The 15,926-nt window shown below is 60.9% G+C and carries 10 protein-coding genes and 1 riboswitch; of the genes, 7 read left to right on the top strand and 3 right to left on the bottom strand.

Annotated elements, in window-relative coordinates; genetic code table 11:
* Positions 1-16 precede the first annotated feature (16 nt).
* From V5B39_RS04660 to V5B39_RS04670, 3 genes are all read right to left on the bottom strand, one after another.
* Complete coding sequence (locus tag V5B39_RS04660) at positions 17-1,588, bottom strand: diguanylate cyclase (protein WP_332341759.1); 1,572 nt, start codon at positions 1,586-1,588, stop codon at positions 17-19.
* 130 nt (positions 1,589-1,718) lie between these two features.
* Positions 1,719-3,755, bottom strand: a complete 2,037-nt coding sequence (locus tag V5B39_RS04665) for a hypothetical protein (protein WP_332341760.1) — start codon at positions 3,753-3,755, stop codon at positions 1,719-1,721.
* Positions 3,748-5,145 (bottom strand): toll/interleukin-1 receptor domain-containing protein, encoded by a 1,398-nt coding sequence (locus V5B39_RS04670; RefSeq protein ID WP_332341761.1) that lies wholly within the window; start codon positions 5,143-5,145, stop codon positions 3,748-3,750. The genes V5B39_RS04665 and V5B39_RS04670 overlap by 8 nt, the downstream gene beginning before the upstream one ends.
* A gap of 280 nt (positions 5,146-5,425) precedes the next feature.
* A riboswitch (cyclic di-GMP riboswitch) is annotated at positions 5,426-5,517 on the top strand.
* Positions 5,518-5,692: 175 nt separating this feature from the next.
* Between V5B39_RS04670 and V5B39_RS04675 the strand changes: the two genes are divergently transcribed.
* The 7 genes from V5B39_RS04675 (at position 5,693) to V5B39_RS04705 (ending at position 15,924) form a co-directional block, all read left to right on the top strand.
* Positions 5,693-5,971, top strand: a complete 279-nt coding sequence (locus tag V5B39_RS04675; protein WP_332341762.1) for a hypothetical protein — start codon at positions 5,693-5,695, stop codon at positions 5,969-5,971.
* Positions 5,968-6,396 carry a type IV pilin protein gene (locus tag V5B39_RS04680; RefSeq protein ID WP_332341763.1) on the top strand — a complete coding sequence of 143 codons (429 nt, stop codon included), beginning with the start codon at positions 5,968-5,970 and terminating at the stop codon, positions 6,394-6,396. The genes V5B39_RS04675 and V5B39_RS04680 overlap by 4 nt, the downstream gene beginning before the upstream one ends.
* Before the next feature lie 3 nt (positions 6,397-6,399).
* On the top strand, positions 6,400-6,879 hold the full coding sequence (locus V5B39_RS04685; protein ID WP_332341764.1) for a prepilin-type N-terminal cleavage/methylation domain-containing protein: 480 nt from the start codon (positions 6,400-6,402) through the stop codon (positions 6,877-6,879).
* Positions 6,870-7,388 (top strand): hypothetical protein, encoded by a 519-nt coding sequence (locus V5B39_RS04690; protein ID WP_332341765.1) that lies wholly within the window; start codon positions 6,870-6,872, stop codon positions 7,386-7,388. Before V5B39_RS04685 ends, V5B39_RS04690 begins: the two co-directional genes overlap by 10 nt.
* On the top strand, positions 7,378-8,490 hold the full coding sequence (locus V5B39_RS04695) for a PilW family protein (protein ID WP_332341766.1): 1,113 nt from the start codon (positions 7,378-7,380) through the stop codon (positions 8,488-8,490). Before V5B39_RS04690 ends, V5B39_RS04695 begins: the two co-directional genes overlap by 11 nt.
* 56 nt (positions 8,491-8,546) lie before the next feature.
* Positions 8,547-9,074 carry a pilus assembly PilX family protein gene (locus tag V5B39_RS04700; protein WP_332341767.1) on the top strand — a complete coding sequence of 176 codons (528 nt, stop codon included), beginning with the start codon at positions 8,547-8,549 and terminating at the stop codon, positions 9,072-9,074.
* Between the two features lie 190 nt (positions 9,075-9,264).
* Positions 9,265-15,924, top strand: a complete 6,660-nt coding sequence (locus tag V5B39_RS04705) for a PilC/PilY family type IV pilus protein (protein WP_332341768.1) — start codon at positions 9,265-9,267, stop codon at positions 15,922-15,924.
* The last annotated feature ends 2 nt before the right edge of the window (positions 15,925-15,926 follow it).

A 15,926-nucleotide genomic window follows, 5' to 3' on the forward strand; every position in this document is an offset into this window, starting at 1 on the left:
TGCAGTCCTTTCATGATCAAGGGGGGCTCAAATCGCCAGCATCGTTAGGCACTACGAACCGTTTTCGTTGCTGCTTCATCTTGTACATGTGTTCATCAGCGTCGGCGATGAATTCCTCCAGCGTCGAGTGATGTTCCGGATTGAAGTCGGTCACACCCAAACTGATGCCCATGGCGAAGGGCTTGTGTTCCTGAATGCCAATTGCGACGATCCGATCCTCGATGCGTGCAAGCAGGCGGGAGACGGCTTCTTTCTCACAGTCGTGGAAGATCAGCAGAAACTCGTCGCCCCCGAGCCGCATCGCAACATCGCCGGCACGAATCGATGTTGACAGGACTTCAGCCGTCTTGCGTAACAACCAGTCGCCTTCGGAGTGGCCAAATCGATCGTTGGTCGTCTTCAGACCATCAAGGTCAGCAAAACAGAGGGTGAGTGATCGACGATCGCGTTTGCAGCGGGCCATCGAATTTTGCAGAATCATCAATCCGGCGCGTCGATTGAGCAACCCGGTCATTTCGTCAAAGGTGGCGAAATGCTCAAGCGCCGCATGTGCTTTCTTGAGATCGCTGATGTTGGTCATGCCAAGGACCAGCACCTCTCGCCCGGCAAAGCGGATTTGGCGAACGGAAACCAGGGCATTGGTCACGGTGTTCTGTACCGTCAGGAGAATGATCTCGTAGTCATTGAGAGACTCGTTGTTGATGATTTTTTCAAGAAACAGTCGGTTCGCATCAAAGGTGTCATCGAGATAGGTTTGCAAATGACTTCCGGCAAGTTGCCGAACGGTGACTCCGGTCAGTTCAGCGGTTTTCTGGTTGGCATCCAGAATGGTCAGATTCTTGTTATCGACCAGCAGCAGTGCGGTTGGACTGACGGAGAAGAGGTGACGCATGTCCTCTTCCTTCTGTTCAAGTGCCAGCATGTCTTGACGGATGCGACGAGTCACCGGCGAAAAAATAAACAGGGCTTCGAGCGCCAGTACCAGCAGGGTGAGTACCATCAAAGCCAGTTCAACCCAGCGTGCCACATCTAGCTTGCGCTTGGCCTCCTGATCGTAGCGGAATACGATTTCATCCATACCTTGCAGAAAACTGGACTCGTGTTCGCGAATGCTCTGGATATCCTGGTCGACGGGCTGAGCCTGCGCAGAGGTTGCCAACAGGTTTCTTGTCGCGGCAATGATCGCCTGATGGTGTGGGTCGATGCGGTTGTAAAGGGCGATGACCTCTACACTGTTTTTTCCCGGTAGCCCAAGTTCGGTGTCGCCGTGCAGCAGTCCTTGGTGTGAGCGCTTCCAGAGTTCCAACGTCTCTGCAAGTTGCTGGCGGTAGCTTGTCGCTGACTCGGTTGCCTGGGCATTGGCCACGTAGAACGCGTTCTTGGTGATTTTTTGGCTCAGCATGCGCTGTCGGCCGGCAATGTTGACGACGCGCGAGTCAGATGTCTGATCGGCAATCAGGTGCTGTACCACGATCTGTGACAGGATGGTTAGCAAGGCGATCAGCGATAGCGCCGTGATGTAGCGTTTGCGAAGCTGGCCGGCTGTCAAGACAGCATTCAATGCGGGGATTATTCTGTTCTTCGGCATGCGCCTACTCTAATCGAAAACCGGTTGCCGATAATGCGCTACCCTCGCCGCATCGAAGCCATTGTTCGATATCGGTCTGGGCCAGGCATCGGTGATGGCAAACCCTCTGGATGAACCACAGAGGTCTGGCTCAGGGTTTGTCGCCAGCGCTGACGGCCAGCCAGAGTTCATAGTGGCAAGGTCGTATCGCTGACGAACCCTCAAAGCCGTGCATGTATTTCACCGGCACGTCAGGCAGACCGGCATGGGCCAGGGCGGCCGCTGCCGCTTCTGCACCGCCCTCCTCGGCTTTATGAAAATAGCGAATCTCGTTGGCGGATGGCATCCTTTCGGGCACCATCACTTCAGTCTGCGGGACGATGAAGCCCGCTGCGCGCAACGCCGGCGCCAGCCGCTGCACCAGCGCGCTGCCCGCTGGCGAACCGACCTGGGGGTACAGGCGCCGACCGGCCGGACACGACTGGAGTGCCGTCGTCGCCTGCACAACGCTCTGGTACGAGCGATTGGCATCGGAAAGCAGGGCGCTTGCCTCGGCGGCACGGTCGGGCTTGTTGCCTTCGAGCAACTGGGCTGCCGCCAGCGCTTTTGTGGCGGCTTCCAGGGCACTGGCGCGTTCAGAGTCTGCTGCCGACGCATTGCGGGTTTCCCACTTCGCCACCGACAAGGCTTGCCTGGCTTCTTCGTTTGCTGTCAGAGCCCACCACAACAAGCCCATGGCGATGACCAGGAGCACCATCAGCCCGATCAACAACCGCCGCGTACGGCGCGATGCGGCCAACGCATCTTCGGCGCGAGCACGCTCCAAGTCCGCGCGCTCTTCGGCCAGCCTGGCGGCAGCAGCGCGCTGCTTGAACAGTTCGAGTTCGGCGGCTTCCTTCTCACGTTGCAGGTGGCCCGTGGCTTCGGCTTGCTGCTGCGCCAGTTGCGCGCGGGACAGCGCGACGGTGGCCAGCCGGTCATGGACCAGCTCGACCTGGTCTCCTTGCTCGGTGATTTCGATACGCAACAGCCGTCGGTTGACCAATTCGCGCAACGCGGGCAGTAGTGTTGCGTCGACTGCGGCCAAAGGATAGGGTCTGCGCGTACCGTCGATGGTGATCAGGTTGGCCTCGATCCAGCTTGCTGCCGAAATTCGCTGCGCATCGGGCAGGTCGGCAAAGGCCTGGTTGTAGAAGCGGTCGAGGATCTGCGCGCCCCGTGCCTCGAGGTCGCTGACATCGAGCTGCAGGCCTGGCGGCCGTTTCGCCAGGCGGTCGGCGTTGAGACTCGCGCACACCAGGCTCAGCAGCGCCGGTTCGATTCGACGCGATTCGCGCGCCACCCGCATGGCACTGGATTGGGCCATCTGGCAGCCCAGGAACTCGACGATGCGCTGTGCCGAGGGGGCGTCGACGAGTTTGCCGCCGGTCTTCTGCACCGCATCGAGCGCCTGCTCCCGTGACATCGGCAACAGTCGGTAGCGATTCGGTCCCAGGCGTGGGATAAGGTCGGTCCAGGTTTCGAGTTCGGGCAGAAAGTCCTCGCGCAGAGCGATCAGGAAGCGGTAAGGCTGGCCATCCAAGTCGAGGTGGTCGAGCAATTCGTCGTGCTGGTCCAGACGTGCGGTCACCTGCGGTGGCACGCGATTCTCCAGCAGATCGCCGAGTTGTTCGAAGGTCTGCCGGCGCAGATGTTCATCAGGCTGAAGGGTGAAGATTTCCTCGAACTGGTCGAGCACAAAGACGATCGTCCAGCGCCGGCCAGTGGTGTCGAACAGGTGTTGTCGGCGGTCATGCAGACGCTCCCACAGTGCGGCCACGTCATCGCCTGCGGCCGTGTCGCTGTTGTCGACGGTGTTTGAGCGAAGCCGAGCCTGGACGACGGCATCGTTGAGTGAGCGCAGTAGCTGCGATGACAAGGCCGGCGTGCCCGCACCGTGTTCGACGCGTCGCAGCGGCACGGGCAACAGGCAACGCTCGCGCAGTAGCGGGAACAGCCCGGCCAGTAGCAGCGAGGTCTTGCCAAGACCGGACTTGCCGAAAAACACACACACGGGCGTTGTCAGCAGGCTGCGCTGCAGTGCCTGCACATCGTCATCCCGGCCATTGAAGAAGCTGCTCGCGCTCTCGGTGAACGGGTCTAGCCAGGGCCAGGGGTTCTGCGCATCGAGATGCCCGCGCTCAGCCATTGCCGGCCTTGTGGAAGCGCCCGACAAGCTCCTGCAGCTTCCTGATGTCTTCATCGGACAGCTGGCCCTGCGGGGCGTGCATGAGCTGGATGCGCCGGAAATCACTCGTGAAGCCGTTGAAGATGCGTTCGTAGCCGCTGCGATCCGGGGCCGTGGCGTCGATGCCAATGGGCAGCACGAATGCGTCGTTGACCCGCATCGCCCGCATGACGGCCTTACGCCATTCCTCCCAGAATACTCCTTCGCGACGGCGGTCAGCCTGTTTCGACAGCACCGGCACGAAGAAGTCACAATGCTCGATAGCGTCGTCGATACGGTCGGACCAGTCGTCGCCGGCGATCAGCTTGCGCTGGTCGAACCAGACGTCGCCGAACTTGAGTTCGACCAGCGCATCGGCGACACGCCGCGCCGCTGCGCGATCCTCGCTGGCATAGCTGACAAATACCGAAGGACTGGCCCCAGCCGCCGCGCCAGGCTTTGCCACCACCGGCACGGCATGCCTTGGTGCAGGCCCGAGCAGCGCCTCAAGCTCGGCAACGAATTCCGATGGTGACCATGGAAACACTGTCGCGTTGGGGTTGAAACGCGCGAGGAACGAATTCAGCCCAGGGTCCTGAGCGTCGGCGGCGAAGAACTCCATTTTTTTGTCCTGCGAGGACAAGCGTGCCTCGTTGGCCAGACGCAGAAAGCCGCGTCCCAACCAGTCCGGCAGGTTGCAACCAAGAAACAGCAGGTCGCGGCTGCGCATTTCGGTCAGCAGGTTGGGCGCGCGCCGCGTGCCTTCCTCTTGAAACTTGTAGAAGTACTCGAGGGCATCTTCCTCGTGGATGGCCAGTCGCGTGCCGGTAGCGCTACGCCCCAGTGGAAAGAACACTCTGGTCGTACCGGCGCACGCCGGTGAGACGTCTACGGGTTGCGAACTGTCGGCGTTGGGCGAGTAGGCCCCCACCTTGACTGCATCGGCACCGAGCAGGCGCTGCAGTGCGTCTACGAGCAGGTCATCGGGCGTCAAGCAGATGTAGAGGTCGAATACGTGCAGGCGGGCAAGCCGATCGAGCAGCGGAGACGCCGTGATGCCCGACGCTGCGTCCTTGACGATAGCCGAAACCGAGCGCCGCACGCGCTCTGTACTCACGTCGCTGTGATCTGCGAGCACCTGGGCCACGCCGCGATGCAACAGCCAGCCACTGCTCCCGGTTGCTGCCGGCAGTATGCTGCCGTAAGTGGCGAGCAATTGGTCCACGACGACGCGGTAAAACGGTAAGTGGGTGCATTCGCCATCGGTAGTGACGTTCTCCACTGTCACCATCTCGGGTCCGAGCACCGGCACGACGCAGTGTGCGCGCAGCGCTTCAGCAAGGCTCTGTCGGCCCGCGAGCAGACGATCCACGTCAGGGATGACCCGATAGCCAAGGGATGACAGCGATGGCCCGCATGCTGGCTTTCTGATACGTGAAAAGGGTAGAAAATCAACGCTATGTCGGAAAGTATCGCGCGTCACGACAGCCGCAGTCAATCGAATCATGAGCCTGTGGGTTGACACTTCCCGGACCCTGGTCATCGATCCAAAGAAGGATCACCCGCACGGTCAGGATCATGAAATATCACATTCAGGCGGCAAACAGGCTTGAATTATTGAAATTTGAAGTGTATGCTGGATTCCATAGTCTCACTGAAAAGGGCAAACCCGTCGAAAGGCGGGGACGCAAAGTCACCGATCTAACGGAAACGGCATGTTTCCCAGGATGGCGGGGCCGCCAGGCTAACGGAGACAGCGTCCGGACAAATTCCCCAGTCTTGGTCGCAGTCGATCCACCTCCAGCCCGTCGGATCTCCAGAAAGTTTCATCTCTGCCCAACGGTTGACCTTGCACCAGCCCGCAGTTTTTGCGGCCAGGCCGTGCGTCTTTTTGGCGCCAGCGACAAGGAAAACCGACGATGGCATTTCAATTCGACAAGGTAAGCAGCTTTCTCGGTGGCGACCGGTCGGTCGCCAAGCCTGATCGTTTCCGTAGGCCTGTTGAAGCACGGACACGCGTGGCCTGGTTGCTGGGGCGACTGGGCGAAGTCAGTGGACTGGCCGTCTGCGCCACACACGCCACAATTTCCAAGGTGTTTACCCTCAAGTTCGGCGGCTTGCATGCCGTTGATTCAAGCATACCCTTCGGCAGCTTGCCGTCATGCTTACCATTTAAGCAGCTCTGGCCAACCACATGAAAGCGAATTCCGGATTCACCCTGATCGAGGTGATCAGCGTCATCGCGATCATCAGTATTCTGGCGGCGATCGCCGTTCCAAATTACATCGACTATCTGACCAAGGGGCGGATCACCGAGGCGGTTGGTGCGCTCGCCAGTATGGAGGTCAGGATGCAACAGCATTTCCTCGATGAGCGTACCTATGTCGGGGCCTGTGCGGCCGGTACGGTGGCACCTCTGCCGACCAATACCAGCAATTTCACGTTTACATGCTCCGGTCTTGGCGCGGCGGCTTATCAGGTGGATGCCACCGGGAAGAGCAGCATGGCGGGCTTTCAATACCGGATTACAGCGGCTGGCAAAAGCACGGTTGCCCTGCCAAGTGGCTGGACTCTCCCGAGTCCGAATACCTGCTTCGCGCTGAATAAAGCCGGGGGGTGTTGAGCGATGTTGGGCCATCCGCGTGGATTCACCATGGTCGAAGTTCTGGTGGTCATTACCATCCTGAGCGTTCTGCTGGCGTTTGGCGTTCCGGCCCTCGGTACCTATACGGGAAATGTCCGTCTGCGGACGGCCGCGGAAAAGGTCCTTGCCGACCTGCAGAGGGCTCGCAGCGAAGCCATTCGCCTGAACAGCAATTCCCCGCCGTTCTTTCCCTCGGAGACGCCAGCTTCGGTGGTGATCACCAGCAGCGTGAACGACAGTAGCGGTGGGCATGATCTCGTGTTCACTCCGTTCGGTGGAACCACCCTGGCGTCTACCGCGGTGTACACCTTCACCAATCCGGTTGCCGGGGCCTGCCATGCGGATGGTGGCCCGATACGCTGCCTGAATGTTTTTATAACCACGGGTGGCGGGGCTCGCCTGTGCGACCCCGGCCTGACCACCGCTCAAAAAGCGGCGGGTGATACGAGGGCATGTCCATAATGAAGACTCTTGAACGTTCTCAATCCGGCAGCGTGTTGCTGGAGGCACTGATCGGCATTCTGATCTTTTCTCTGGGCATCCTGTCGATGGTGGCGCTGGGAGCCACGGCAGTCAACGTGCAGGCCGATGCACAGTATCGCACCGAGGCGATGAATCTGGCCGAGCGAATCTTGAGCCAGATCTGGACCGGAGTCGACCGGACCCAGGAAACCATCAATGGAGTCGTCATGTCCGTGGTGAGCACCAGCTCCCTCAACAATTACCAGCACTTCAGCACTGGGGACAACTGCGTATTCACCGGGTCGGCTTCGACCATGCCGGCGGTTGTCGACTGGGTCGCCACCTTGCTGCCTACTGGCAAGCCTTCCCCGTTGCCCGGCTCGACCGCGGGAAGACAGCAAATCAAGGTGGTTCCTGCGAACAACAACCAGGTCAGCATCACGATTTGCTGGCAGACGCCTTCGGATAACAAGGTGCGCCACTACACCCTGGTGAGCTATGTCAACTGATTTCCCGCTGCGACGCATCCTGGCGCACAAGAGTGCGCCGATGCGTTTTGGCAGGGGCTTCACGCTGACCGAGTTGCTGGTCGGCGTGGCGATCGGATTGATCGGCATCATCGCCATGTTCCACGTCCTGTCGACGTGGGACAAGACGAAGCGGACGACCGCTGCCGGGAGCGATGCACAGATTGCCGGGGCGGTGGGCTTTTTCCGCCTCGAGCGCGATGTCAAGCAGGGAGGCATGGGTTTTGGCATGGCCAAGAGTCCGGTGATGGGTTGTAACGTTTCCACAGTCGTTAACGCAACGGCCACGACGACGGCACGGACTGCATTCACGTTTCCTCTGGTGCCCGTGAGGATCATTCAGGGGGCCAGTGGTGCGCCCGACGGCTTGCAGGTGCTTTATGGCAATTCCACCTTCTTCACCGCCGAGCAACCCTTCAAGGCATCCACCAGCACCAGCAAGAAAACCGAGTCGCGAAATGGTTTCAAGGTGGGTGATGTGGTGGTCGTTTCTGACGGTGCGTCGAATTGTGCGTTGATCGAAGTCTCCAGCGATACCAATGCCGATTTGCTGACGCTCGACCACAACGGGCTGTTGCGCTTTAAACCCGGTCCGGGAGCGGCCTTCAGTTCCGGCCTCCTTTTCAACATGGGCAAGGAACCCCAGCTCAACCTCTGGCAGGTGTCCAATGGGACCCTGGTGCTGACCGATGGCTTGTATCGCAATACCACCATCTCGGTCGCCGACGGGGTGATCGATCTGCAGGCACAGTATGGCATCGACAGCGATGGCGACTACAAGGTCGATACCTGGCAGGATGCCGATCCGGCCGACTGGACCCGTCTGCTGGCGGTGCGTGTATCGATCCTGACACGCAGCCAGCAGTATGAGCCCTCGCGCGCCGGCCCCGTTTATGTCACCGCCACGGCGCCGGTCTTGTCCTGGCTGGACAGCAGCAATGCCGCGATCCCCTTCACCATGAAAAATGTCGACGGTACCGATGACGATAATCCCGACAATGACAACGACTGGCGGAATTATCGCTACCGCGTCTATGGTGGGGTGATTTCCCTGCGCAACATGGTCTGGGGTCTCTCGCCATGAGCACGCTGGCAAGGCCGGCTGCCCTCCATGCAGGTTCGCCGGGCCATCAGCAAGGCATGGTAGTTCTGATTGCACTGGTCATGCTGGTCGCCATGACCATGGCCGGTCTGACCATGATGCGCGGGACCGGGACCGGTCTCGGGATTGCCGGCAATCTGGCTTTCAAGCAGACGGCCACTTCGGTGGCGGATGTCGGTGTGGAAAATGCGATTGCCTGGCTGACCAATCCCCTGCGCACATCCGAGGTTCTCAAGACCGACGACACCGCCGCCGGCTATTACTCGTCATGGGCGATCGACTTTTCGCCGATGACCTATGACTGGACGAATTCGAAATTGCTCACCGCCGATGACGGTTTGGGAAATGAAGTGCGATACGTCGTTCATCGTCTCTGCGAGACGGCTGGTCTGGCCCCGAACGCCGTCCTCCAGAAGTGTGCGACGGTGAATACACCCTGTGCAAGTTGTTCGAAGGGGGGCGATGCCAGTTCGCTGATCGATTCGGTTCAACCCTATTACCGGATCACTTCACGGGTCAGGGGACCGCGAAATACGGTCAGCTATGTCCAGGTGATCATGTATTAGGAGTGCAGGTGGCCCTGTCAGGGGTTGCCGCGAGTTTAACAAGCATCAGGTCGGGTCCCGCCGGGATTCGATTCGGGTTCAGTAGTGGCAATGGTCGTTGCTGCCAAGGAGAACTGTCATGGGCGATTTCAGGAAATTGAGAGTGGTTGGTCTCTTGCCAGGCGTATGCCGTGTTCTTGCGGGACTGTCCATGATGGTTGCGTTGGGCGTGGCTGATGCCGCATTGACCGATGTGTCCGACGCCCCGTTCTACAATTCCACCTCCTCGCAGCTCAAGCCGAACATCATGCTGCTCATGGACACTTCCAACTCGATGCGTTTCTCGCACATGCCGGATCAGATCGAGGGAACCAATAGCGGCTTGATGCCCATCGGTTACAAGAGTTATCAGTGCAACGTGCTCTATTACAACCCGAACCGGGTTTACGAGATTCCCAAGGATAGCTCGGGGAGTGCCTTGCCGACGCCCAGTTTCACCGCCGCACCCTACAATTATTTTTCGACCGATGCGAGCACCAGGAATCTATCCGCCAGTTTCCAGGCTTATGACACCTCGACCCGGCAGTATCAGACGGTCTCGGACCCCGAACAAGCCGCCTATTACTATCTGCATTCGGTTGCCGGTACGAAGAACTATCTGAATACTCCCTGTACCGATGCGGATGTCGGGGCGACGGTTCCCGCCGGCGACGGTGGCACGTGGACTCGGGTCCTGGTGTCATCGACCTCGGGACCCGGCGGGGTCGATGAACGGCAGAATTTTGCCAACTGGTACACTTTCTACCGGACCCGGATCAGTCTGATCAAAAGCGCCGTCAGCCTCGCCTTCATGCCCTTGACGGACAGCAGTCGTGTCGGTTTCATCACCGTCAATCCCGATCTGAGCGGCAGCGCCAACTACCTGCCGATCGCCGATTTCAATGCGACGCAGCGAAGCAACTGGTTCAACACGCTGTTCAGCCAGGTGCCGGGCGGATCTTCTCCTTCGCGTGAGGGACTGGCGCGGGTCGGTCGACACTTTGCCGGCAAGCAGGACGGCATCAACAGTGGCATGAGCGGTGACCCGATCCAGTTTTCGTGCCAGCAGAATTTCACCATCATGACCACCGACGGTTACTGGAACGTGGCGGCCGAAACCGCTGGTCCGGTGATGATCGACGGGGCGACGCAGGTCGGCCAGCAGGATGGCACGCTCGACATCGTGGTCGACAATACCCACTGGACGCAGCGCCCGATGTGGGACGGGGGGGCCGACACCTTGCGCGTGATTACCGACAAGACCACCCAGTATCGTTCGGTCATCTGCGTCAGCCCCTACGCCAACCAAACCACCTCGCAGACCCTGCAGAGCACTTCGCAGAATTTGCAGAGCACCACGCAGAACCTGCAGAGTACCGCGCAGAACCTGCAAAGCACGCTGCAGAATCTGAAGAGCACCTCGCAACTGACGAAAAGCACCTCGCAGATCACGCAAAGTACGCTGCAGAACCTGCAAAGCACGTCTCAGAAACTGAAGAGCACCTCGCAACTCACCCGGAGTACCTCACAGCTCACGCAAAGCACCTCGCAGAATCTGAAAAGTACAGTGCAAAAATTCAGGAGCACCTCGCAACTTACCCGGAGTACCTCGCAGCTTACGCAAAGCACCTCACAGAACACGCAAAGTACGCTGCAGAACCTGAGAAGCACTTCTCAGGTCACGAAGAGCACCTCGCAGGCCACGCAAAGCACGTCACAGCTCACGCAAAGTACGCTGCAGAACCTGCAAAGCACTTCCCAGCCCACACGGAGCACCTCGCAGATCACGGTCAGCACACTCAAGGCCTATCAGTCGACCAGCCAGATCCTCCAATATGACGCTACCACTGAACTGACCACGCCCGTGGCAAGCTGCACGCCGGGCGGCAACATTTCCTGCACGACGGTAACCACCGGCCCGACCCTGGTGGCTTCGTGCACGCCCGTGGCGGCTGCAGCAGGCAACCTTTATACGGCAACGACCTGCTCCTCTTCGACCACCGGGCCGACCGCCGCGGCTTCGTGTACGCCTGCCAGTGCTTCCGCGGGCAATGGTTACACCACCACCACCTGCAACACCGTGACCACCGGGCCAACGCCCGTGGCCAGCTGCACGCCAGCGGCTGCCGATGCCGGCAACAGCTATACGACCACCACCTGCAACACCGTGACCACCGGACCCACGCCGGTGTCCACCTGTACGCCGGTGACCGGTGCGGCTGGCAACGGCTATACGACGGTGACCTGTTCGTCCGCGACCACCGGGCCTACCGGCGTGGCCTCGTGTACGCCAGTGGCCGCTTCTTCCGGCAACAGCTATACGGCCACGACCTGCAACACCGTGACTACCGGACCCACCGGCGTGGCGTCGTGTACGCCGGTGGCCGCGTCTGCCGGCAACAGCTACACGGCGACGACCTGCAACACCGTGACCACCGGACCCACCGGCGTGGCGTCGTGTACGCCTGCGGCCGCTTCTTCCGGCAACAGCTATACGGCGACGACCTGCAACACCGTGACCACCGGGCCCACTGCCGTCGCGTCGTGTACGCCCGCGAGCGCTTCTTCCGGCAATAGCTATACGGCCACAACCTGTTCCACGGCCACCACCGGGCCCACTGCGGTAGCCACTTGTACGCCGGTAGCGGCGTCTTCCGGTAACAGCTATACGGCCACGACCTGCGCCACCGTGACCACCGGACCCACCGGCGTGGCGTCGTGTACGCCGGTGGCGGCGTCTGCCGGAAACAGCTACACGGCGACGACCTGCAACACCGTGACCACCGGACCCACCGGCGTGGCATCCTGTACACCCGCGACGGCCGCTGCCGGCAACAGCTATACGACCACGACCTGCAACACCGTGACCACCGGGCCGACTGCGGTGGCGTCGTGTACGCCTGCGACCGCTTCTTCCAGCAATAGCTATACGACAAGGACCTGTTCGACCGTGACCACCGGGCCTACTCCGGTGGCGACGTGTACGCCGGTGTCCGCGTCTTCCGGCAACAGCTATACGGCGACGACCTGTTCGACCGCGACTACCGGGCCGACCGGCGTGGCGACCTGCACGCCGGTGGCGGCGTCTGCCGGCAACAGCTATACCGCCACGACCTGCAACACCCTGACCACCGGACCGACCGGCGTGGCGTCGTGTACGCCGGCGACCGCATCTGCCGGCAACAGCTATACGACCACGACCTGCAACACCGTGACCACCGGGCCGACTGCGGTGGCGTCGTGTACGGCCGCGACCGCTTCTTCCAGCAACAGCTATACGACCACAACCTGCTCGACCGTAGCGACCGGGCCCACCCCGGTGGCCTCCTGTACGCCGGTGTCCGCGTCTTCCGGCAACAGCTATACGGCCACCACATGCGCCACCGCGACCAGCGGGCCGACCGGCGTGGCGTCGTGTACGCCGGTGGCCGCGTCTTCCGGCAACAGCTACACGGCCACGACCTGCAATACCGTGACCACCGGGCCGACTGGCGTGTCGTCGTGTACGCCGGCAACCGCGTCTTCCGGCAACAGCTATACGGCCACGACCTGCAACACCGTGACCACCGGGCCAAGCCCTGTGGCTTCCTGTACGCCGGCAGCGGCTTCTTCCGGCAACAGTTATACGGCCACGACCTGCTCGACCGTGGCGACCGGGCCCGCCCCGGTGGCCACCTGTACGCCGGTGGCCGCATCTTCCGGCAACAGCTACACGGCCACGACCTGTTCGACCGCGAACACCGGGCCCACCCCGGTGGCCACCTGTACGCCGATCTCGCCCAGCGCAGGCAATGGGTATACCACCACCACCTGCACGACCACGACCACCGGGCCAAGCGCCGTGGCCACCTGTACGCCGGCGACGGCGTCTGCCGGCAACGGCTATACGGCGACGACCTGCACCACCGCGACCAGCGGACCCACTCCGGTGGCCTCGTGCACGCCGGCACCGGCAAGTTCGGACAATGACTGGGTGACAACCACCTGTGCGCTGGTCGAAACCGGCCCGACCGAAGTGGCGTCCTGTACGCCGGTCTCACCCACTGCACCGGATTACCAAACCACCACTTGCGACTATCTGAATGGCCACAAGCTGCAGAAGCGCATTCAGACCGGCGTGACCTCGATCTTCCTGAACGGCGGCATCAGCGGTTTCGAAATCAGCCGATCGACGACCACCGACGATCCGGATTACGTCGATGTCGACGGTGTCTGTCATCCCGATGCTTCGACACTGGCCGCTCCCTTGGGGCCCGTTCCGGATCCCGCACGTTCGAGCAGCGATGAAGCGCCACTACCGGCTTCCTGCAGTGAATGGCCGTGTGTCGTGGATTCGACCATTACCGGGGGCAGCAGCAATTCGCTGGCTGACGTGGCCCAGTACTACTATGTCACCGACTTGCGTCCGGAGTTGACCAACGACGTGCGGGTTGCGGCAACCATCGGTGCCGAAGCGGATCGTGCCACTCACCAGCACATGACCACCTTCACCCTGGCGCTCGGTGTGTCCGGCACCCTCAATTACAGTTCAACCTACAAAATCGACACGGTCGGGGATTTTGCGCGGATTCGTTGCAATCCGCTGAGCGGCGGTTGCAACAATACCTGTCCGGTAACCGATCCGAGCTTCCCGAACTGCACGCCGAAGTCCTGGCCGGTGTGGCCCGATCCGACCCTCGATTACTCCGATGCCACGCGTTACAGTGACCCGCGGTCGATCGACGATTTCTGGCACACCGCAGTCAATGGCCGCGGGCTTTATTTCAGCGCCGACGACCCGAATTCGGTGGTCAGTGGGCTCCAGCAGGCGCTGGCAGGCATTCAGTCGCGGCTGGGCGCTGGCTCGGCGGCAGCGACCTCGACCCTGTCGCCAGTGGCCGGAGACAATGCCGCCTACCGCACCAGCTACGTTTCGCAGGAGTGGGTGGGCGATCTGGCCGCCTATGAAATCAACCCGGCAACCGGCGTCATGAGCACGACCACGCAGTGGCGATCGCAGCCCTTGCTGGATGCCACGATCGGATCGGCTTGCGACCGGCGGACCATCTATCTCTTCCGCGCCGGTGCAAGCAACAATCTCACTCCCTTCACCTGGGACACGCGGACCTGTGATGTTGCCGGCCTGCCGACCGGTGACCCCACGACCGGACTGGTGGCGGCGGAGCAAGCCTATTTCGGGGCGGACAGCGTGGCACAGTTCAGTCAGTATCCGAGCATGTCGGATGGCAGCGGTGCCACGGTCGACCAGCGGACGGCCGCCGCCGGCGCGAATCTGGTGAACTATCTGCGCGGTCAGCACACGCACGAGGGAACGGCACTGTTTACGACCAATGATCTGACCAAGCTTTACCGTGCCCGCACGCATGTTCTGGGGGATTTCGTGAACTCCCAGCCGGCTTTCGTCAAGGGGCCCTTCGCCTCCTACGCGGATAGCGGTTATGCCACGTTCAAGAGCGACCATGCCGGGCGTACGCCGATGATCTACGCAGGCGCCAACGATGGCATGCTGCATGCTTTTGTCGCGGCAAACGGGGCAGAGTCCTGGGCATTCATTCCGAGACTGGTTCTGCCCAATCTCTTCAAGCTGGCCGACAACAACTATGCCAATACGCACCAGTTCTACGTCGATGGTTCGCCGACAGTGGGTGACATCTATGCCAGTTCCACCTGGAAAACGATTCTGGTCGGCGGACTCAACAAGGGCGGCAAGGGTTATTATGCGCTGGACGTGACCGATCCGGCGGCTCCGAAGGCCTTGTGGGAATTCGGCTGGAGCGACGCGTGTTGGGATGGTGTGACCTCCGGGGTCGGGTCCGACTGCCATCTCGGCTATACCTTTGGCCGCCCGATCATCTCCAAGCTCCAGAATGGCACCTGGGTGGTCTTCGTGACCTCCGGTGTGAACAATGTCAACAGCCCGGCCAAGGCAGGCGATGGCAACGGCTATCTGTACGTGCTCAATGCCGATACCGGCAAGCTGATTGCCAAGATCGCCACCGGTGTCGGCGACGCAGAGACGCCCAGCGGACTCAACCAGATCAATAACTTCGTGGATAACGTGCTGCTCAACAACACTTCGCTGCGGGTGTACGGGGTGGATCTGCTGGGCAACGTCTGGCGCTTCGATGTCAATGACAATCTCGATCCCGATGGTCTGGAAGCGACGCTGCTGGGAACGGCGAAGGACTCGGCGGGTAATCCGCAGCCGATCACGACACGTCCCGAACTGGCGGAAATCGAAGGAAAGCCGTGGGTTTTCATTGGCACCGGGCGTTTGCTCGGGCTTGGCGACCTGCCCGATACCAGTACCCAGTCGACGTATGGTTTCAAGGACCCGCTGACCGGATCGCCGGCCTATGCCGACCTGCGCAGCGTCTTGAATCCCTTGCAGATGACGCAACCTGCAGGCGAGCTTTACCGGACCATTGCCTGTAGCGGGTCTGACGCAGCCTGCGCAGGCACCAATGGCTGGGTGGTCGATTTGCCCGAATCCGGCGAGCGGGTCAATATCGATCCAAAACTGCAACTGGGTACGCTGACCTTCGCCAGCAACGTGCCGAGCAACTCTGCATGCAGTATCGGTGGCCATAGTTGGTTGAATTTCCTGGATTTCCGTACTGGTCTGGCGGTTCCCACCTCACCCAATCTGGCCGCCTCAAGACGTTTGAACGAAACCCTGGCGGTGGGTCTCAACTTCGTGCGTCTGACCGATGGGCGGATCGTGGTTGACGTGATCGGTTCCGGTGACAAGCCCCCCGAGGTTGTGGAGCTGCCGGTGCTGACGCCGCCTCCGGCAGGTAAACGCGTGAGCTGGCGTGAGGTGATCAATTGAGG

The sequence above is a fragment of the Accumulibacter sp. genome (assembly GCF_036625275.1).
Lineage (GTDB): Bacteria > Pseudomonadota > Gammaproteobacteria > Burkholderiales > Rhodocyclaceae > Accumulibacter.